Origin of the sequence: Margalitia sp. FSL K6-0131 (genome assembly GCF_038008735.1) — a bacterium.
Lineage (GTDB): Bacteria > Bacillota > Bacilli > Bacillales > Bacillaceae_C > Margalitia > Margalitia shackletonii.
The window spans coordinates 4,021,876-4,041,842 of sequence record NZ_JBBOZS010000001.1 but is presented as its reverse complement, the minus strand read 5'-3'; the positions used below and the strand labels follow the sequence as shown (position 1 = coordinate 4,041,842).

Here is a 19,967-nt window from a genome sequence, read left to right as displayed (position 1 = left end):
ACTTTTTTTATATATAAAACAAATATTTTAAATATTTTAAATATAATTTAACATATGATACATTTCGGTTGTAAGGGTTTTCAAAAATGATTTTTTCAATTTAACCAACTTTTGAGGAGTGGAGGAATATGAATCGTTACGAAGAAGCAAAACAAAAATTGCGAGGATCGATAGCCCCAATAATAACCCCATTCAACGAAGATTTTTCGATTGATTATCCGACCTTTGAAAAACTGATTCACTGGCATATAGAAAGTGGAACACATGGGATTTCCGTTACTGGAACAACGGGGGAACCAAGCTCATTAACGGTAGAAGAGCGTGTAAAAGTCATGGAGACTGCGGCAAAAGCAATAAATGGCAGGGTTCCTTTCGTTCCCGGAACAGGCTCCACCAATCATCAAGAAACCTTATACCTCACGAAAAAGGCTCAGGAACTCGGGGCAGACGCGGCACTTGTCATCGTGCCATATTACAATAAACCTTCACAACATGCCTTATACAAACATTTCAAAGCAGTAGCTGACTCAGTGGATATCCCAATTATTGTGTATAACATTCCAGGAAGAACGGCAACCAATTTACATGTCGATACATTGGCAAGACTAGCGAAGGATTGTCCTAATATCATTGGTGTGAAGGAATCCAATAAAGACTTTGAACATGTGAATCGTGTATTGCTTAAATGCGGAAGAGATTTTCTGCTTTATTCCGGTATTGAATTGTTATGCTTTCCAATGCTTGCGATTGGTGGAGCTGGCCATATTAGTGCAACAGCTAACATTACACCAGACAAAGTAGCGGAAATTTATAACGCTTGGGCAGAAGGGGATGTGAAACGAGCTCAGGAACTCCATTATGAACTAATGGAATTAAATGACGTGCTTTTTAAAGATACGAATCCTGCTCCATTAAAGGCTGCATTAGGAATGATGGGGAAAATCAAACCGGTTTTGCGCTTGCCAATGGATTTACCATCAGATGACTTACAAAAAGAAATTCGTTCGGTTTTATCACACTATGTCGAATTACATGATGAGATCGCTTCAAAATAGCAGGAGGGTTTGGAATGGAGAAAATACAAGACGTAAAGCTCTATATCAATGGACAATTTGTGGACGCCCATTCAGGAAAGACATTTGAAAATCTTAATCCGTTTACGAATGAAGTGATAAACAGAGTTGCAGAAGGAGACAAGGAGGATATCGAAGCGGCGGTGGAAGCCGCATACACTGCGTTCAAAGGCGAATGGGGCAATATGAAAGTCAGCGAAAGGCTTAAATATATTCATAGAATTGCAGATTTAATTGATGAACATATCGAAGAAATCGCTCCACTGGAATCACTAGATACAGGGCTTCCCATTAGCCAAACGAAAAACATGGTAGCACGTTCCGCACAAAACTTTCGTTTTTATGCGGAGATGGTTGCGAGTCGTATGGTTGGTGAAGCATACCAAGTGGATGGGGAGTTTTTAAATTATACAATCCGAAAGCCTATTGGTGTTGCTGGATTAATTACTCCTTGGAATGCACCGTTTATGCTTGAAACATGGAAGATTGCCCCCGCTTTGGCAACGGGAAATACAGTTATATTAAAGCCAGGAGAATGGTCGCCGCTGACAGCGAACCGATTAGCGGAAATCATTGATAAGGCAGAGCTTCCAAAAGGTGTGTTCAATGTAGTACACGGATTTGGAGAAACAGCGGGAGCATCATTAGTTGCACATCCGGACGTCAAACTGATCTCTTTTACAGGAGAAACCACAACAGGGTCGGAAATTATTAAAAATGGCGCTGATTCCTTGAAACGTGTTTCGGCTGAATTAGGCGGAAAATCACCGATTATTGTTTTCGAGGACGCAGATTTTGAAAGAGCGCTTGATGCTAGTACATGGGGAATCTTCTCCTTTAATGGGGAAAGATGTACAGCAAACTCAAGACTATTTTTACATGAATCCATCTACGATAAATTCGTTTCTGCCTTAAAGGAACGCATTTCCAATATCGTCATTGGGGATCCGCTACATAAAGATACAGAGGTCGGCCCATTAATTCATGTCGAGCATTTTAACAATGTGAAACGATATTTGGAAATTGCAGTGCAAGAGGGTGCTGAAGTGTATTCCGGTGTAATACCGGAAGAATTTCATAAAGGAAATTTTGTTCCGCCGACATTGCTTTTAAATGTTGAAAATCATATGAGAGTGGCCCAAGAGGAAATCTTCGGACCGGTAATGACTGTTATGAAATTTAAAACAGAAGAGGAAGTCATCGAGCTTGCCAATGATGTAAAATACGGGCTTGCAGGCTATGTATGGACGAAGGATATCATGCGCGGACACAGGGTGGCTCAAGGAATCGACTCTGGAATGATATGGATTAATTCGCAAAATGTTCGGGACCTCCGCATTCCATTTGGCGGAACAAAAGCAAGCGGAATAGGGCGCGAAGGCGGACATTACGCTTTCGATTTTTATACTGAAGTACAGGTTATTCATGTCGCATTAACAGAACATCATATTCCGCAATTTGGGAAACCAAAGGCGTAAATTAGGGTGAACTACATCGTAGCGGTCTTAATAATAAAGGGGGATAAAATATGCCAGCTAAAACAGGAAAAGAATATATCGAACGGTTAAAGAAAGCAAATAACAATGTGTATATACATGGAGAGCGAGTAAGCGATGTAACAGAGCATCCGGCCTTCAAAAATGTAATTCAATCGATGGCTAAATTATATGATCTTCAATATGAAAAGCCAGAGAAAATGCTATATTCGTCTCCAACCACTGGCAATAAGGTTGGGATGACTTTCCTGCAGCCAAAAACGATTGATGATTTAATTGCACGAAGAGAAGCCATCACAGAATGGGCACGAACATCCGGCGGTTTAATGGGTCGTTCCCCGGATTATCTCAATGCCGAAGTAATGGCGATGGGTGTGTCCAATGAATTATTTGCTGAAGCAGACCCAATGTTCGCAGAAAATGCAAAAAAATATTATGAGTATGCCAGAGAGAATGATATTAGCTTAACTCATACATTAATCCATCCTCAGGTGAATCGAGCTAAAGCCCAGCATGAACAGAAGGATGCCAATGTGGCATTGCATCTTGTAGAGAAAAAGAAAGAGGGAATCATTGTCGACGGAATCCGTCTTCTTGCTACACAAGGAGGTATTACGGATGAAATTCTTGTCTTTCCATCCACGGTGAAAAAATCCGGTGAGTTAGATGATCCTTATTCCATCGCATTTGCGATTCCAAACAATACTCCAGGTTTAAAATTCATCAGCCGTGAATCGTTTGATTATGGCAAAAGTGAGTGGGATCATCCACTTTCCTCCAGATTTGAAGAGGGAGATGCAATTGTTTCGTTTGAAAATGTTTTTGTTCCGTGGGAAAGGGTATTTGTTTGCGGTAATTCATCCATCTGTAATCGCACGTTCAGGGAAACAAATGCCGTTGTTCATATGGCTCATCAAGTCCTGGCGAAAAATATTGTCAAAACGGAATTCCTGCTTGGTTTAGCATTAAGTGTAATGGATGCTATTGGAATTGATCAATTCCAGCATGTTCAGGATAAAGGTGCCGAAATAATGATGACCCTTGAAACGATGCGCAGCCACTTATACAGGGCAGAGCATAATGCCAAGCTGGACAAATGGGGGACGATGACACCGGATTATGTTGCTTTAGACACGGCAAGAAACTGGTATCCTCGTGTGTATCCTCGCCTTGTGGAAATTTTACGTGTTTTAGGTGCATCCGGATTAATGGGAATCCCAACCGAAGCAGACTTCCGAAATGAGGACATTGGTGCGATCATTCATCGTGGACTTCAGGGGAAAAATCTCGAAGGCTATGAACGCGTCCAACTGTTCCGATTAGCATGGGATATGACGATGAGCGCCTTTGGAAGCCGTCAAATGCATTATGAATATTATTTCTTCGGTGATCCAATTCGCATGGGGATGGCTTACTTTGATTCTTATGAGAAAGATTCCTATAAAGAGATCATTCGCGAGTTTTTAGGGAAGGTAAACACTAGTAAGCCTAGCTTTGTATGAGGAGGATTGGAGAAATGAATTTTAATATTATTCGTGCCGCCAGAGCCGTTTTCAATGTAACCAATTTAGAGGAGTCCCGAAGGTTTTATATAAATGCACTTGGTTTTGTCGAAACTGCCAGTGATGAAAATCATATTTATTTAAGAGGACTCGAGGAGCATTGCCACCATAGTCTTGTACTGCAAAAGGCGGAAGAACCGAGCGTAGAGGTTATAAGCTATAAGGTTCAATCGGAGGCAGATCTTGATGCATTATCCGCGTTTTTTTCCGAAAAGGGCTCTCAAACGAAATGGATGGAAATAGGTACGCAAAAAGCAATGGGGCGAACTCTGCGTGTTCAAGATATTTCTGGTTTGCCGCTTGAGTTTTTCGCAGAGATGGAGACGGTAGACAGATTGCTGCAGCGCTATGATTTATATAAGGGAGCTCGTGTCCAACGAATTGATCATTTTAACTGTGCTGTGGAAGATGTTGAGAAGGCATATCACTTCTATATCAATGAATTAGGATTTGCCTGCTCTGAATATACTACCTCCAATGATGAACAAATATGGGCTGCATGGCTTCACCGTAAACCAACCGTCCATGATGTTGCCTTTATGAACGGCGTTGGCCCGCGGTTGCATCATGTTGGTTTCTGGCTAAGCGATCCAATGAGTGTCATTAACACATGCGATGTTTTAGCTTCCCTCGGTTACGGTGCAAGCATTGAGCGAGGGCCTGGCCGCCATGGATTATCCAATGCCTTTTTCTTGTATTTACGTGACCCGGACGGTCATCGCATCGAACTGTATAACGGTGATTATTTAACAAGTGATCCAGATTTCAAGCCAATTCGCTGGGATTTGGATGATCCGATGCGCCAAACATTTTGGGGCCATGCCGCACCAGACTGTTGGTTCAATGAAGCTTCCGTTGTGTTGGATGTTCATACAGGAAAAAAAGTCGAAACGAAAGAGCCGAAATTAGAAAAGAAAAAGCCGACGATTATTATTTAATAAGGAGTGACTCTATGCCAAAGGTTACATTTAAATTTCAAGGCTCTCAGCTTTTCCATGATGGGGAAGTAAGGGAAAATACTCTCCATTATAATAGTGAAACCTATGAAATTGGCAAACTTCTATGGGATGCTCCAGTATCAGGAACCATTTATGGCACTTTACTAAATTATAAAGGAGCATTGGAGCAAATGGGGGATTCGGTTCACGATGCCCCCTATAACAAACCGCCGGAAGCTCCCATCCTTTATATAAAGCCTATCAATACCATTACAGGGTATGGGATGCCCATTCCGTTACCGCTAGATTCTAAGGAACTTGAAATAGGAGCTGCTTTGGGAATCGTCATTGGGCGTTCAGCGACACACGTCAGTGAATCAAAAGCATTAGAATATGTGGAAGGCTATACCATTGTGAACGACGTTACTATTCCGCATGAAAGTTTTTATCGTCCCGCAGTCAAACATAAAGCAAGAGACGGATTTTGTCCGGTTGGCCCATGGATTGTCGTTAAGGAAGGAATAAATCCCGATTCTCTTCGTATTAAAGTTTTTATCAACGATGAACTTAAACAAGAGAATACAACTGCAAATTTAATAAGATCTGTCTCAAAATTGATTGCAGAAGTGACGGAATTTATGACTCTGTCAAAAGGGGATGTCTTGCTGGTTGGTGTACCAGAGAATCCGCCGAAAGCCAAGGCTGGAGATCGCGTTCGCATTGAAATTGAAGGAATTGGAAGTTTGGAAAATGTAGTTGTGGATGAAAAGGAATTGGTCGCGGGGGTGAGATTATGAAAAGGGCTCGAGTCGTATACAGCGGGTCCATTCACCACGCTGTTGATCAAGACGGGCGCCTCCTACTCGACAATGGGAAAACCGTCCGGGAAGAGGAGGTTATGTGGCTACCGCCTGTTGAACCTAAAACCGTATTTGCTCTCGGTCTGAATTATGCCGATCATGCTTCTGAACTTTCTTTTCAGACACCGTCGGAACCGCTTGTTTTTCTGAAAGGACCAAACACCTTCATCGGGCATAATGGGCAAACAATAAGACCTGCAGATGCAACCTATATGCATTATGAATGTGAGCTTGCTGTAGTTATAGGAAAAATGGCGAAAAAGGTCAAGGCTGACAATGCCTATGAATACGTCAGCGGCTATACCATTGCAAATGACTATGCCATTCGGGATTATTTAGAGAACTATTACCGACCTAATTTAAGGGTGAAAAATCGCGATACCTGCACACCGATTGGTCCCTGGCTAGTAGATGCAGAAGATGTTGAGGACCCGATGAATTTAACGTTGAAAACGTATGTAAATGGAGAGCTGACACAAGAAGGCAATACAAAGGATATGATTTTTAGCATCCCAGTTTTAATCGAATATTTAAGCAGCTTCATGACATTAAACGCAGACGACATCATTTTAACGGGAACACCAAAAGGATCATTCGATACAGCTGTAGGGGCTGAAGTAATTACCGAAATCGAAGGAATTGGCCGCTTAGTGAACACTATTGTAGATTGAGTGTGGGGAGTGGGATAGGTCCCTCGTCCCTGCTTGTAGGTAGTTCAATAACCTGTCCATAATATGGGGTCAAAAGGCCAAAGTGGTAGGAAAAAGGAAGCGCCAAGTCCTTTATAATCCATAAATAGCCACTTTGCCCGGAATTTCGGAAAGGGAATTAAGAAATAGATAACCGCTAACAAAAAAATGATAGAAAAACCGGATAACTCTAGCGGATCTTGTAGCTAATTCCGCCAAAACGAGCGATAATTCCGCCAAAACAGGAAATAATTCCGCCAAACCAAAAAAGACAAACCTTGTCCCAGAAAGGAAGGGAATCATGCCGCATTTCATTCTTGAATATACCGACAATCTAAAACCAGATGCCAATATTCCGCTGCTGCTTGAAAAAATCAATAATGTTTTAATTTCCTATCAACCTATTTTTCCTATTGGAGGCATCCGGTCAAGAGCAATTGAATTGCAGGATTATAGAGTGGCGGATGGTAAGGAAAATGATGCATTTGTTCATGGAACGTTAAAAATTGGTGCCGGTAGATCCGAAGAGATCAAAAAACAAGTTTGTGATGCATTATTTGCTGTAATAAAAGATCATTTTCAAGATTTGTTTGAAAAGCGTTATCTTGCTCTATCTATGGAACTAATTGAATTCAGTGAAGCGGGAACCTATAAACATAATAATATTCATAATCGATTTAGGAGGTAACGGAACATGAGTGCATTAAAGGAGGCCCACATAATGGATGATCGTACATTTCGCAATGCGATGGGGAAATTTGCAACGGGGGTTACGATTATTACTACTTCAGTGAATAATCAAGTACATGGCATGACTGCAAATGCCTTTATGTCTGTTTCTCTTAACCCAAAGCTTGTTTTAATCTCGATTGGAGAAAAGGCAAATATGAATCAGCGAATTAAGGAATCTGGAAAATTTGGTATTAGTATACTCACAAAAGACCAGCAGGATATGTCCATGTACTTTGCAGGACAATTGAAGGAGCAGCGAATGATTGATTTTGATTGGATGCAGGATATCCCAGTAGTTCCAGGTTCAATCGCGAATATTACTTGCAATGTCCATGCAACACACCAAGCAGGCGATCACACTTTATATATTGGCGAGGTTTTAGACATTGTTGTTAAAGATGGCGATCCACTTACGTTTTTTGAAGGGAAATATAGAAATCTAGTTAATTTGTAAAGGCGTTTTGAAATCAAAAGTCTAAAGACTCTTTATAACATTGTAAATGGATGTATCGAAACTTATTACGAAAGAAGTGATTCGGACTATGAGGGATGAAGAGAAATATGAAAAAATAGCTCAAATGCCGGGCTTTCAACAACTTTTATCGAAAAAAAAGAAATTCATTCTTACATCTACTCTCACCATTTTTATTCTATTTATGGCCCTGCCCGTTTTGACTTCCTATTCAACTATTCTTAATCACTCTATTGTCGGTCCTATTACATGGGCTTGGTTTTGGGCCTTTATGCTATTCGTCATGACCTGGCTCTTCTGTGTCCTCTATACAAAAAAAGCGAATTCATTTGATCGATTAAGTGAAACAATTAAAGAGGGGGCAAATAAAGAATTGGCTGTCAAGGAGGCAAAGGTATGAACTATACAGTCATTAGTCTATTTCTGGTAATCGTTGTTGCTACCCTTGTTATTACCTATTTCGCAGCCAAATTAACCAAAAATACAAATCAATTTTATACAGCCGGAGGGGAATTGAAGGGCTGGCAAAATGGGGTTGCTATTTCCGGTGACTTTATGTCTGCCTCTTCTTTCCTTGGAATTGTAGGTGGAATTGCATTAACTGGATTTGACGGATTATATCTATTGCTAGGTGCATTACTTTCTTACCTGGTTGTTATGTATTTAGTGGCGGAACCTCTTAGAAACTTAGGAAAATACACGTTGGCAGATATGATTACGGCCCGTTTTAAAGCCAATAAAGTACGTGGATTTGCGGCACTTAATACTGTAACCATTTCTGTCTTTTACATGGTCGCTCAATTAGTCGGAGCAGGGGTTCTGATTAAAATGCTCATTGGGATACCTTATGTACCATCCCTAATTATCGTTGGAGTACTCATGACGGTCTACGTTCTGTTTGGAGGGATGACCGCAACAAGCTGGGTACAAATCACAAAAGCATTTTTATTATTAGGCGGTACATTCGTTCTTTTTATTCTTGTTTTAAGCAAATTTCATTTTAATATCATCGATATCTTTGAAAAAGTAAAAAGCGCTACTCCATTTGGAGAAAAATATTTAGAGCCGGGAATTAAAAATAAAAATGGTCTCGACGCCATATCTCTGAACTTTGGATTATTGCTTGGTACAGCAGGTTTGCCACATGTGTTGATACGCTTTTTCACGGTTAAAGATGCGAAGACAGCCCGAAAATCTGTGACTGTTGCTACATGGGTGATTAGCATATTTTATGTTATGGCTATTTTTCTGGGGTTTGGTGCGGCGGCACTAATTGGAACGGATAAAATCATTGCTGAAAATCCCGCCGGTAATATGGCTGCACCAGCATTGGCCCGAATTCTTGGAGGGGATTTCTTATTCGCCTTTATTGCTGCAGTTGCATTTGCGACCATCTTGGCAGTCGTTGCCGGAATTGTATTATCGGGTGCCTCCGCATTTGCACATGACTTTTATAATGGGATCTTGAAGCAAGGCAAAGCAAGTGAGAAGCAGCAATTGAAAGCTGCGCGGATTGCTTCCATTCTCGTACCTGTTATTGCGATTATTATCTCTTTATTTGTACAAAATTTAAATGTTGCCTTTCTTGGATCATTAGCGTTAACCCTTGCTGCCAGTGCTAATCTTCCTGTTATTCTACTAACTATTTACTGGAGAAGATTTAATACCGCAGGGGCGATAACAAGTATGATTGTGGGATTATTTTCAACGATTATTTTCGTTCTCTTAAGTCCAAATGTTTGGGATCCAAGCGGACATGCTATTTTCGTAGGAAAACCAATATTCCCACTTGCCTCACCAGGAATTGTTTCGATTCCTCTTGGATTTATAGGAGGATTCATAGGTACATTACTATCGAAAGAAAAGGATAGAAACTATGAAAAAATCCTTGTCCAATCGAATTTAGGTCAGGATGTTTAGTAAGAAGATTCTTTAGCAATCTTCTTTTTTTTTGGAAATAATTGAATCTTTCCGTTTTTTAAAAGGGATTTTTATTTCGAACGGCGAAGTATAGAGAAAGATAGTCATAAAAGGTTCAGGGGGAATGAGGATGTTAACCATTAAAAAAAGTGATATTGTGGAGGATTTTCATGGCACGAAGGTTCCCGATCCATATCGGTGGCTGGAAGATCCAACCTCACAAGATACGATAGATTGGGGAAAATGGATGTCGGAGCAAGCTGATGCCTATTTTGAACAAATCGGTACACGTGAAAAGGATAGAGAAAGATTAACAGAGCTATTTAATTATCCAAAATATTTCGTTCCGAAAAAAGTAAAGAACCGCCTTTTTTATCAAAAAAATGACGGTCTGCAAAATCAAGCTGTTTTATATATGAAGGAAGGCGAAAAGGAGTCTGTTCTTATTGATCCGAATACGCTAAGTGAAGATGGAACCGTTGCAATGACCAATTACTCCTTCAGCAAGGATGGACATTATATTGCATATGCAACTTCCACTCATGGAAGTGATTGGCAGGAGCTTCATGTAATTGATATTAATAGCGGTGAAAAACTGACTGATCATATCCAACATGTTAAATTTACTGGGATTTCTTGGGCACCTGACACTTCAGGTTTTTATTACAGTCGTTTCCCGGCGCCTGGTTCGGTAAGCAAGGAAGACGAGAGCAACTATAATAAAGTATATTTCCATAAACTAGGGACTGGTCAAAGTGAAGATCAATTAATCCACGAGCAGCCGGAAGAGAAGGAATTAATGTTCAGTGCATTTATAAGTGATGATGAACAATACTTATGCCTCCATGTGAATCTTGGAACAGCAACGGAAAATCGTTTTTACTTGAAAAAGTTAGATTCAAATGATGGTTTTACACGTTTATTAGATAAACAAGATGCGGAGTATTCGTACATCACGAATATCGGCACAACCTTTTATTTTAAAACAAATTTAAAAGCGCCAAATGGCAGAATTATCGCGGTTGATGTGGATAATCCCGATCCGGAAAATTGGACGGAAGTTTTACCGGAACAACAGGATGTAATCGATGTTGTCAAATATGTAAAAGATCGATTTGTGGTTGCAACCCTTCATGATGCCCATCATCAACTTCATGTTTATAAAATGGATGGGACGTATGAAAATGAAATAGCTAATCCAATGATTGGTTCATTAACAAACATAACAGGAAGCAGCGAAGATGATCAAATTTATTTTGGAATGACATCATTTTTAAGTCCAACAACCGTTTATCATTACAATGTTTCTGAAAATCAGCTGGAAACCTTTGCGGAATCCCAATTAGAAATGGACATATCCGCTTATGAAACAAAGCAAATTTTTTATACATCAAAAGACGGCACAAAAGTCCCTATGTTCCTGACTCACCATAAGGAAATCGAACTTAATAGGCAAAACCCTGTGATTTTATACGGTTACGGCGGATTCAATATTAGTATGACTCCATCTTTCAACCCAGCTGTTTTACGTTGGTTGGAAAAAGGCGGTGTCTATGCTGTTGCAAACCTCCGCGGAGGAACCGAGTATGGAGAAGAGTGGCATAAAGCAGGGATGTTGGAAAATAAACAAAATGTCTTTGATGATTTTATTGCGGCTGGTGAGTGGCTAATTAAGAGTGGTTATACAAGCAAGGAAAAACTTTCCATCATGGGTGGTTCAAATGGCGGACTCTTAGTAGCAGCATGTATGGTGCAAAGACCGGATCTGTTTGGCGCAGTGCTTTGCCGTGTACCAGTAATTGATATGCTTCGTTATCATAAGTTCACGATTGGCCGATACTGGATACCGGAGTATGGAAATGCTGAAAATCCGGAACATTTCCCATTTATGTATGCTTATTCTCCACTTCATAATGTGAAAGAAGGGCAAAAATATCCGCCTATATTAATTGCAACAGCGGAAAGTGATGACAGGGTAGTACCTGCCCATGCGAAAAAGTTTGCCGCTACATTGCTGGAGAAAGCAGATAAAGGATCTACCATTCTCCTACGTATCGAATCGAAGGCTGGTCATGGTTTAGGAAAGCCAACATCCAAACTAATTGATGAATGGGTAGACTTTTATGCGTTTTTAGATAAGGAATTACAATAATGGAAGAAAGCCTTGAGTACCGAATAAAGTACTCAAGGCTTTTTTATCGTATAAGAAGTTGTGCTTCACTTTGATTTAGTTGGTCATTGTCTAGTGCAAGCAGCATATCTGCTAGTGGATTCACCTTCTCCATGATTTACCTTGCTGTGTTTCCTTCATCTCGCAAGTGCTACGAAATCCGTATACCAATGGGCAAGGTCAATAAATAAAATATTCCCATTTGGAGAACCTTTACATAGAGAGCAATTATGATGCTGAAAAGAAATAAGGAGAGCTCAGGTGGGGAAAAGATGGGTACTATTTTGCGCATTTATGCAAGAGATATGAAGAATATTATAACAAACTGGGTTGCATTAGTGATTATGTTAGCCCTAATTGTCTTGCCATCCCTGTATGCATGGTTCAACATTAAAGCTTCTTGGAATCCTTATGGAAATACGAGAGGAATTGCCGTTGCAGTTTCCAATCTGGATCAAGGAACCGTTATGAAAGGGAAGCGCATTAATGTAGGCAATGAAGTCGTCCAATCCCTTCACCAAAACAAAAAATTAGGGTGGCAGTTTGTAAGCGAGGATGACGCGCTTGATGGGGTGAAACATGGGAAATACTATGCCAGCATTACAATACCAAAAGATTTTTCCGAGAAAATAACTTCTATTTTAAACGCAAATCCAAAGAAACCTGTCATTGTGTATACAGTAAATGAAAAAATCAATGCTGTTGCTCCGAAAATCACCTCTTCTGGTGCAAGTGGAGTCGTGGATCAAATTAGTAAAAACTTTGTAAAAACTGCCAGTGAAACCATCTTTTCCATATTCCGTGAAATTGGGATTGAATTGGAAAGAGATTTACCTGCAATTGAAAGAGTTAAAGAACTCATTTTTAAAATAGAAGCAGATATTCCGAAAATCAACAGATATGTCAATATAGCTTTAAATGATGCAACAAAAGCTCGCGATATCGTAAGGAATGCTCAGGGAAGTCTTCCGAAAGTGCAAGAAATAACGAAAAATGGAATGGAACTTACTAGCCAACTCTCCAATTTTTTATCTAAGGGTGAAGCTGTTTTAAACAAAATAGAACCTGCTACTAAGGAAAATTTGATTTTGCTTAGTGAAATAGCCAGTACATCTCAAGGAATAGTCTCACATATTCAGAATAATACAGCGTCAAAAGCTGAAATTGAAAAGGCCATCATGAGTTTACAATCCGGTGTGAACATAACCGATACTTTAAATAATACATTAAAACAATTGGATGGTATCAGCGGAAGACAGGAAATGATGCCAATTAGTCAGCAAATCGCAGCTGTAATGAATCAATTTCAACAAGAGATAAATCTTTTAAAGGTAGTCTCAAATGATATTGACAGAGGGCAACAAATCTCTAAAGATGTCATCGATCGTATAAACGGATTATCAAGTACTGCTTCTAATACATTGAATCGATTAGTAACAAATTATGATTCCATTATCGTCCCAAAAGTACAGCATTCCATAGACATTGCTAAGACAAGTGTAAATAATGCAGGTCAAATATTGAATCAAGCAAATAAAGATCTTCCAACTATAAAAAAGCTTTTAAATGATGCTTCCAAAGGAGCTGTAATGGGTATAAACGAAGTTACAAGGCTAAAAAGGGAACTCCCTGGAGCAGAAACACAAATTAAAAAAATTGCAAATCGAATACGTGATTTCGAAAAAAAGGAAAATATTCACGACATTATTCAATTATTGAAGCATGATGTTCAAAAGGAGAGTAATTTTTTTAAGGAACCAGTTTTATTAAAAGAAAGACAGCTGTATCATATTCCTAATTATGGATCTGCCATGTCCCCATTTTTTACGACATTATCTTTATGGGTTGGGGCAATGCTATTAATATCGCTCCTAACTGTAGATGTTGAAGACCTGCATATAAAAAGCTATCAAATATTTTTTGGGCGCTATTTGACATTTTTAACCTTAGGATTATTACAGTCTTTGCTAGTAACGATTGGAGATATTTACTTTCTGCATGCATTTGTTTTGGAAAAACTTTGGTTTATCCTTTTTGGGTTATGGAATAGTGCTGTTTTTATCACAATGGTATATACATTGGTTTCCGTATTTGGTAATATTGGAAAGTCAATTGGAATTGTATTATTAGTTTTACAAATTTCTGGGTCTGGTGGAACTTTTCCTATTCAAGTTACTCCAACCTTTTTTCAAAAATTAAATCCCTTTTTACCCTTTACCTATTCAATTAGCCTGATGAGAGAAGCGGTAGGAGGAATTTTATGGGATATTGTTCAGAAGGATATGTTGATTTTATGCCTTTTTGCGCTATTGTTCTTCCTCATAGGAATTTTTCTAAAACGGCCAATCAACCGAGTTAGCGATAATTTTGTAAAAAAAGCAAAAGAAAGTAAATTAATACACTGAGAAATTATCCTACAAAAATTTAATTTGAATTCGAGGAATAATATACCATGTTAAAAAATTCAAATGTAAATAATGATAAGGCTTCGAAAGATTAATTTTAACTAATCCCTTAATTAAAAAGATTTCCAATTTTTCTTTTTCTAACAAATTTATTGACGATTTAATTGTTAATAAATTATGCTAATTCTATATTAAAATAATTTTTACTATTGAGGGGAGCGAAATTATGGAGGCAACAGTGAATAATCAGCAGGATTCCAATAAATCGCGTAAAAAACACCCACCGGGTCTTTATTTGTTATTCTTAACTGAGATGTGGGAGCGCTTTAGTTATTATGGAATGCGGGCTATCCTAGTCCTTTATTTAACGAAATCGCTTGTTAACGGCGGTTTAGGAATGAATGAAAGTTTTGCCTTAGCACTTTATGGTTTCTTCACAGGAGCTGTATATTTAACACCTTTAATTGGTGGATGGTTATCAGACCGTTTCCTAGGTCAACGCTTGGCAATAACGCTTGGCGGTATTACAATGGCAATTGGAAACCTTGTTTTATTCGGCATCCATAGTGAAGCCGGTGTTTATTTAGGTCTAATTATTCTGATTATTGGGAACGGGTTTTTCAAGCCGAATATCTCTACCATTGTTGGGGAGTTATATGAAAAAGATGATCCAAGACGTGATCCTGCGTTTACAATCTTTTACATGGGGATTAATGTCGGTGCATTCTTTTCACCGCTTATTATTGGTATGATTACAGACAAGCTATTTGCAGTTCATAATAATGGTGTTATTGCCTACGGTTATAAGTATGGTTTCTTGGCGTCTGCAATCGGAATGGTCATCGGTCAAGTTTTATTTAATCTTTTAGGAAATCGTTACCTTGGTGACATTGGTAAAAAACCGGTTGGAAAACCGAAGGAAGCTGCTGGCGGAGAAAAAATAAAAGCGCCATTAACTAAAAAAGAAAAACAAAGAACAGCAGTGGTTGTTATTCTAACTGTATTTGTTATTTTCTTCTGGGCTGGATTTGAACAAGCTGGTGGGGCATTAACTGTTTACACAGATAAATTCGTAAACAGAAATGTATTCGGATTTGGAATTCCAACATCATGGTTCCAATCAGTGAATCCATTATTTATCGTTCTTTTGGCACCTGTTGTTTCTGCATTTTGGATTAAGCTTTCTCATTCAAAACGCGGGGATATGCCTGTACCAACAAAAATGGGACTTGGAATGATCTTGCTAGGTATTGGTTATCTTGTCCTATTATTAGCAATTATGCGTACCGGAAGCAATGAACATGATATTACAGTGAAAGCTAATTTATTGTTCATTGTTGTCACGTATCTATTCCATACAGTAGGGGAACTGTTCCTTTCACCAGTTGGTTTATCCACTGTAAGTAAGATCGCTCCTCTAAAATATGCATCATTATTGATGGGTGTTTGGTTAGCAAGCTCTGGTATTGCAAATATATTAGCAGGTCAATTAGGTAGCTTCACTGAATCATTAGGTTACTTTGAAGTATTTGGCTTAATTGGATGTGTTACGATCGTATTTGGTATTATTTTATTAGGATTTTCCAGAAAACTTGTGAAAATGATGGATTAAGCCGGAGATATATTCTCCGGTTTTTTTTTTAAGTAAAATGGGAAGTTGAATTTTCAGAATCAAATTGACAATTGTGGTTTTAGGTCGTATTCTATAATTAAATATGACGGTAAAATGTATAGACGGAAAAAATACGTCATATTAATGAGTGGGTAAGGAGGAAATATATGATTTTGCATGATATTGAATCTGCCGAAAGAAAATCCATCGAAGATCAGCAGCTTCATGATTTGCAAAAAACGATTGAAAGAGTGTATGAACGTGTTCCATTTTACCGAAATAAGCTTCAAGAAAGTAATGTAAATCCTGATAGCATTCAAACTTTGGATGATATTAAGAAATTGCCTTTCACGACGAAACGTGACCTAAGAGATCATTACCCATTCGGATTATTTGCTTCGGAACAAAAAGATCTTGTCCGTTTGCATGCCTCATCAGGAACTAGTGGAAAACCAACAGTAGTTGGATATACAAAGAAGGATATTAAGGACTGGGCAATCATTGTTGCAAGAGCGATCTCCATTGTCGGTGGCGGACCGGAAGATATTCTGCAAAATGCTTATGGATATGGTTTATTCACGGGCGGGCTGGGGCTTCATTTTGGCGGTGAAGAATTAGGGGTAACGGTTATACCAATATCTGGAGGAAATACAGAACGACAAATTTCCATCCTTGAGGATTTTAAACCTACTATACTTTGTTCTACACCATCCTATGCCTTAAATATAGGAGAAAAGATGCTGGAAATGGGAAAAGACCCGAGGTCAACCACTTTAAAGTACGGTATCTTCGGTGCAGAGCCATGGTCTGAAGAAATGAGAAAGAAATTAGAGGAACTTTTTGATATAAAAGCTTGTGATATATATGGTTTAAGCGAAGTGGTTGGACCCGGAGTCGCAATGGAATGCAGTGTCGGGCAGGACGGTTTACATATAGCAGAAGATCATTTTCTAGTTGAAGTCATAGACCCTATAACATTGGAACCCGTTCAGGAGGGAACAATTGGAGAGCTTGTTTTTACCAGCCTCAAAAAGGAAGCGCTTCCAATTATTCGATATCGAACAGGAGATATAGCATCCATCACCAAAGCCAAATGTATATGTGGAAGAACTACAACACGTATGTCGAGGGTGAAAGGGCGTATTGACGACATGATCATCGTGCGAGGCGTCAATGTTTTTCCATCCGAAATAGAGCACCATCTGATTCAAATGAAAGAATTAGCACCTCATTATCAATTACATCTTCATAGAACATCCTCCTTAGATGAAGTAGAGCTGCATGTTGAAATAACTGGAGAGCTTTATCAAAAAACATCACAGAATCTAAAACACCCAATACTGCAAGCATTAAAAGCCGAAATTCAAGAGAAAATGAAAACCTATTGTTATGTGACCATGAATGTTGTATTGCTGCCACCAAAATGCATTGCACGCTCAGAAGGAAAAGCAGTAAGAATTATCGATCATCGTAAAGAAATAGTAAAAAAATAACACCTTCATAGAGAAAACGGAGAATAGAAAGGGGATCAGATATGAGCACAGTCGATTTTTCTAAATTGACGGAGGAAGAGAAGCTGCAGCAATTTATGGAACGAATTGAAAATGGCGAAAAGATAGAAGCCGACGATTGGATGCCGGATGAATATCGAAAAGTATTAATTAAGCTTATATCTATGCATGGCATCAGTGAAATCATGGGGGCGCTCCCTGAAAAGGAATGGGTTCCAAAGGCACCATCATTACGAAAGAAATTAGGAATTATGGCGAAGGTACAAGATGAAATGGGGCATGGACAGCTCCTTCTCAGGGTTGTGGAGGACCTTCTTGAACCATTGGGAAAAAACAGGGAAGACATCATGGAGGATCTCTTAACTGGAGATTTAAAATTTCATAATGTGTTTCATATGGAAGCTCCAACCTGGGCAGATGCAGGTATTATCGCATGGCTTGTTGACGGAGCCGCAATTATGACACAAACCAATATGCTACAAGCATCATACGGTCCATATTCCCGTGCACTGCATCGTATTTGTGCAGAGGAAGTATTTCATGCCCAACATGGTGAATCCATTATCATGGCATTAGCGGAAGGGTCAGAACAGCAAAGAGCGATGCTGCAAGAGGCGATCAATCGCTGGTGGCAATCCTTACTGATGTTTTTTGGACCAGCAAGTGCTGAGACTACCGGTTCCTCTAAGCAGGATATCACGATCAAATATAAAATACGGACGAAAACAAATGAGCAGCTGCGCCAAGATTTCTTTACAAAATACGTACCACGAGTATTAGCGCTGGGATTTAAGATCCCGGACGATACGATGCATTTTGATGAAGAAAAGGGGAAATGGGTCTATCAGGAGCCGGATTGGTCTGAATTCAAAAAAATAATTGCAGGTCATGGCCCAAAATCACAATCAAGATTACAGCTAAGAAGAATGGCTTTTGAAAATAGCCGCTGGGTCCGTGAAGCCTTAGGAGCGAAGAGTGACGCAATGTAGGGAAAGGAAACTAGCGGACAGAGGAACCGTTATTGTATTGAAAATCAGTGTTTTTAACATGAATTTAAGCAAATAACGGAATGTATGTCCTCTAACTCCATAAAAGTGAAGTTTTTTAGCAAAATAGCGGAACCAGAGTCCGCATAAATGTACACAAGTTAGGCAATCGGACAGGAGAACCGTTATCTGTGACAAAATGGCTAAAATCACAAGTTAAGCGGACAGAGGATCCGTTATTGTATTGGAAATCAGTGTTTTTAACATGAATTTAAGCAAATAACGGAATGTATGTCCTCCAACTCCATAAAAGTGAGGTTTTTCAGCAAAATAGCGGAACCAGAGTCCGCATAAATGTACAAATCCCGATGGAAGGATGAGGTTTTTGCAGAACGAACAATTTTACCATGTGTTTGAAGTATTCAGTAAACGAAATCATAAATCAGATTTCCAGCATCAATTCAGTTTACTTGCTCCGAATCATGAAATGGCATTAGTAATGGCTCAGGAAAATTTCATGAGGCGGGAGCCTGTGGTAGATATATGGGTTGTGAAACGTTCTGATATTACAAAGCTACAACCTGAAGAAAAAAAGGCATTAGAACGGCTCGATAATAAAGAATACCGCCTTACAAAAGGATATGGATATTTGAAAAAGAAATGGCGGAAATACGAGCAGCAAGTGCTGGATGAGAAGGAAATTATGTCATGGGGAGGGCGTCAGAATGGACCAGGCGATTCAAAATAACGAATATAAAACTGCTTTGGTGGAACTTTTATACCAGCTGGCAGACGATGATTTTATCCTTGCTTTTCGTGGTTCAGAATGGCTTGGTTTGGCCCCTCATATTGAGGAGGATATCGCATATGCATCGATAAACCAAGCAACGATGGGGCATGCAGTGATGTACTATGAACTTCTTGAATCGTTGGGGGAAGGTGCAGCAGATGTGCTTGCCCACGAACGAAAAGCATCAGAACGAAAAAATGCTATATTACTAGAGTTAATGAACGGAACAGGCACCTACTTAGAAAATCCAAACTACGATTGGGCTTTCACAGTAGTCAGACATTATTTCTATGATATTTATAAAAAACTAAAACTGGAATCTCTAAAACAATCCTCCTATCTTCCGTTAGCTCAAGCAGCCACCAAAATAAAAATGGAACAATATTACCATGTTATGCATTGGAAGGTTTGGTTCAACCAGCTAATCTTGAGCGGAGGAGAAGCGAAAACACGAATGCAAGCTGCCATTCAAAAAGTTTGGGATGAATTTGCAGATGTCTTATCGTACGGGACTCATAGCCAAGATTTTTCAAAATATAAATTAATAGAGGAAGAAAGCCTCTTTAAGCAAAAATGGGAAGCTGAAATGAAACAAGTTTTTGAAAAGGTAGGCATTGATTATCCAGGATTTCCAACTGCCAAAAAAGGAGATGGACGCTCAGGAATGCATACCGAGGATTTGAATCAAGCATTATCCACCTTAAGTGAAGTATACAATCTCGATCCACAGGCAGCATGGTAGGAAAGGTGA

General features: G+C 39.2%; 17 protein-coding genes. All 17 read left to right on the top strand.

Translation table 11 applies throughout. The features are described from left to right. Positions 1-128 precede the first annotated feature (128 nt). The 17 genes from hpaI to paaC all read left to right on the top strand — a co-directional run bounded on the left by hpaI (position 129) and on the right by paaC (position 19,958). Entirely contained in the window at positions 129-1,055 is a 927-nt protein-coding gene (gene hpaI, locus NSQ59_RS19830) for a 2,4-dihydroxyhept-2-ene-1,7-dioic acid aldolase (protein WP_055740990.1), read from the top strand. A gap of 14 nt (positions 1,056-1,069) precedes the next feature. Continuing rightward, positions 1,070-2,551, top strand: coding sequence for a 5-carboxymethyl-2-hydroxymuconate semialdehyde dehydrogenase (gene hpaE / locus NSQ59_RS19825; RefSeq protein ID WP_055740989.1), 1,482 nt, complete (start codon positions 1,070-1,072; stop codon positions 2,549-2,551). Positions 2,552-2,601: 50 nt separating this feature from the next. Continuing rightward, the gene (gene hpaB / locus NSQ59_RS19820; RefSeq protein ID WP_055740988.1) at positions 2,602-4,071 is read left to right on the top strand and encodes a 4-hydroxyphenylacetate 3-monooxygenase, oxygenase component; all 1,470 of its coding nucleotides are present in this window, start codon (positions 2,602-2,604) and stop codon (positions 4,069-4,071) included. Positions 4,072-4,085: 14 nt separating this feature from the next. Next, positions 4,086-5,069 carry a 3,4-dihydroxyphenylacetate 2,3-dioxygenase gene (gene hpaD, locus NSQ59_RS19815; protein ID WP_055740987.1) on the top strand — a complete coding sequence of 328 codons (984 nt, stop codon included), beginning with the start codon at positions 4,086-4,088 and terminating at the stop codon, positions 5,067-5,069. A 14-nt stretch (positions 5,070-5,083) separates the two neighbouring features. Then, positions 5,084-5,866 (top strand): fumarylacetoacetate hydrolase family protein, encoded by a 783-nt coding sequence (locus NSQ59_RS19810; protein ID WP_055740986.1) that lies wholly within the window; start codon positions 5,084-5,086, stop codon positions 5,864-5,866. Next, positions 5,863-6,600: a fumarylacetoacetate hydrolase family protein gene (locus NSQ59_RS19805; protein WP_055740985.1), complete on the top strand. Its 738-nt coding sequence runs from the start codon at positions 5,863-5,865 to the stop codon at positions 6,598-6,600. Before NSQ59_RS19810 ends, NSQ59_RS19805 begins: the two co-directional genes overlap by 4 nt. A gap of 319 nt (positions 6,601-6,919) precedes the next feature. After that, the gene (locus NSQ59_RS19800; protein WP_055740983.1) at positions 6,920-7,306 is read left to right on the top strand and encodes a 5-carboxymethyl-2-hydroxymuconate Delta-isomerase; all 387 of its coding nucleotides are present in this window, start codon (positions 6,920-6,922) and stop codon (positions 7,304-7,306) included. Between the two features lie 33 nt (positions 7,307-7,339). After that, on the top strand, positions 7,340-7,804 hold the full coding sequence (locus tag NSQ59_RS19795; RefSeq protein WP_055741285.1) for a flavin reductase family protein: 465 nt from the start codon (positions 7,340-7,342) through the stop codon (positions 7,802-7,804). 88 nt (positions 7,805-7,892) lie between these two features. Continuing rightward, positions 7,893-8,222: a DUF485 domain-containing protein gene (locus tag NSQ59_RS19790; RefSeq protein ID WP_055740982.1), complete on the top strand. Its 330-nt coding sequence runs from the start codon at positions 7,893-7,895 to the stop codon at positions 8,220-8,222. Beyond that, complete coding sequence (locus NSQ59_RS19785; RefSeq protein ID WP_055740981.1) at positions 8,219-9,742, top strand: solute symporter family protein; 1,524 nt, start codon at positions 8,219-8,221, stop codon at positions 9,740-9,742. Before NSQ59_RS19790 ends, NSQ59_RS19785 begins: the two co-directional genes overlap by 4 nt. Before the next feature lie 130 nt (positions 9,743-9,872). Further along, a complete protein-coding gene (locus NSQ59_RS19780; protein ID WP_083489399.1) occupies positions 9,873-11,894 on the top strand; it encodes a prolyl oligopeptidase family serine peptidase in 2,022 nt (673 codons plus the stop codon). A gap of 290 nt (positions 11,895-12,184) precedes the next feature. Next, positions 12,185-14,317 carry a YhgE/Pip domain-containing protein gene (locus NSQ59_RS19775; protein ID WP_055740979.1) on the top strand — a complete coding sequence of 711 codons (2,133 nt, stop codon included), beginning with the start codon at positions 12,185-12,187 and terminating at the stop codon, positions 14,315-14,317. Between the two features lie 226 nt (positions 14,318-14,543). Further along, a complete protein-coding gene (locus NSQ59_RS19770) occupies positions 14,544-15,929 on the top strand; it encodes a peptide MFS transporter (protein ID WP_055740978.1) in 1,386 nt (461 codons plus the stop codon). 167 nt (positions 15,930-16,096) lie between these two features. Then, on the top strand, positions 16,097-17,422 hold the full coding sequence (locus NSQ59_RS19765) for a phenylacetate--CoA ligase family protein (RefSeq protein ID WP_055740977.1): 1,326 nt from the start codon (positions 16,097-16,099) through the stop codon (positions 17,420-17,422). A gap of 41 nt (positions 17,423-17,463) precedes the next feature. Beyond that, the gene (gene paaA / locus NSQ59_RS19760; RefSeq protein WP_055740976.1) at positions 17,464-18,429 is read left to right on the top strand and encodes a 1,2-phenylacetyl-CoA epoxidase subunit PaaA; all 966 of its coding nucleotides are present in this window, start codon (positions 17,464-17,466) and stop codon (positions 18,427-18,429) included. A gap of 382 nt (positions 18,430-18,811) precedes the next feature. Then, entirely contained in the window at positions 18,812-19,174 is a 363-nt protein-coding gene (gene paaB / locus NSQ59_RS19755; RefSeq protein WP_235950495.1) for a 1,2-phenylacetyl-CoA epoxidase subunit PaaB, read from the top strand. Beyond that, the gene (gene paaC, locus NSQ59_RS19750) at positions 19,152-19,958 is read left to right on the top strand and encodes a 1,2-phenylacetyl-CoA epoxidase subunit PaaC (RefSeq protein ID WP_055740974.1); all 807 of its coding nucleotides are present in this window, start codon (positions 19,152-19,154) and stop codon (positions 19,956-19,958) included. The genes paaB and paaC overlap by 23 nt, the downstream gene beginning before the upstream one ends. The last annotated feature ends 9 nt before the right edge of the window (positions 19,959-19,967 follow it).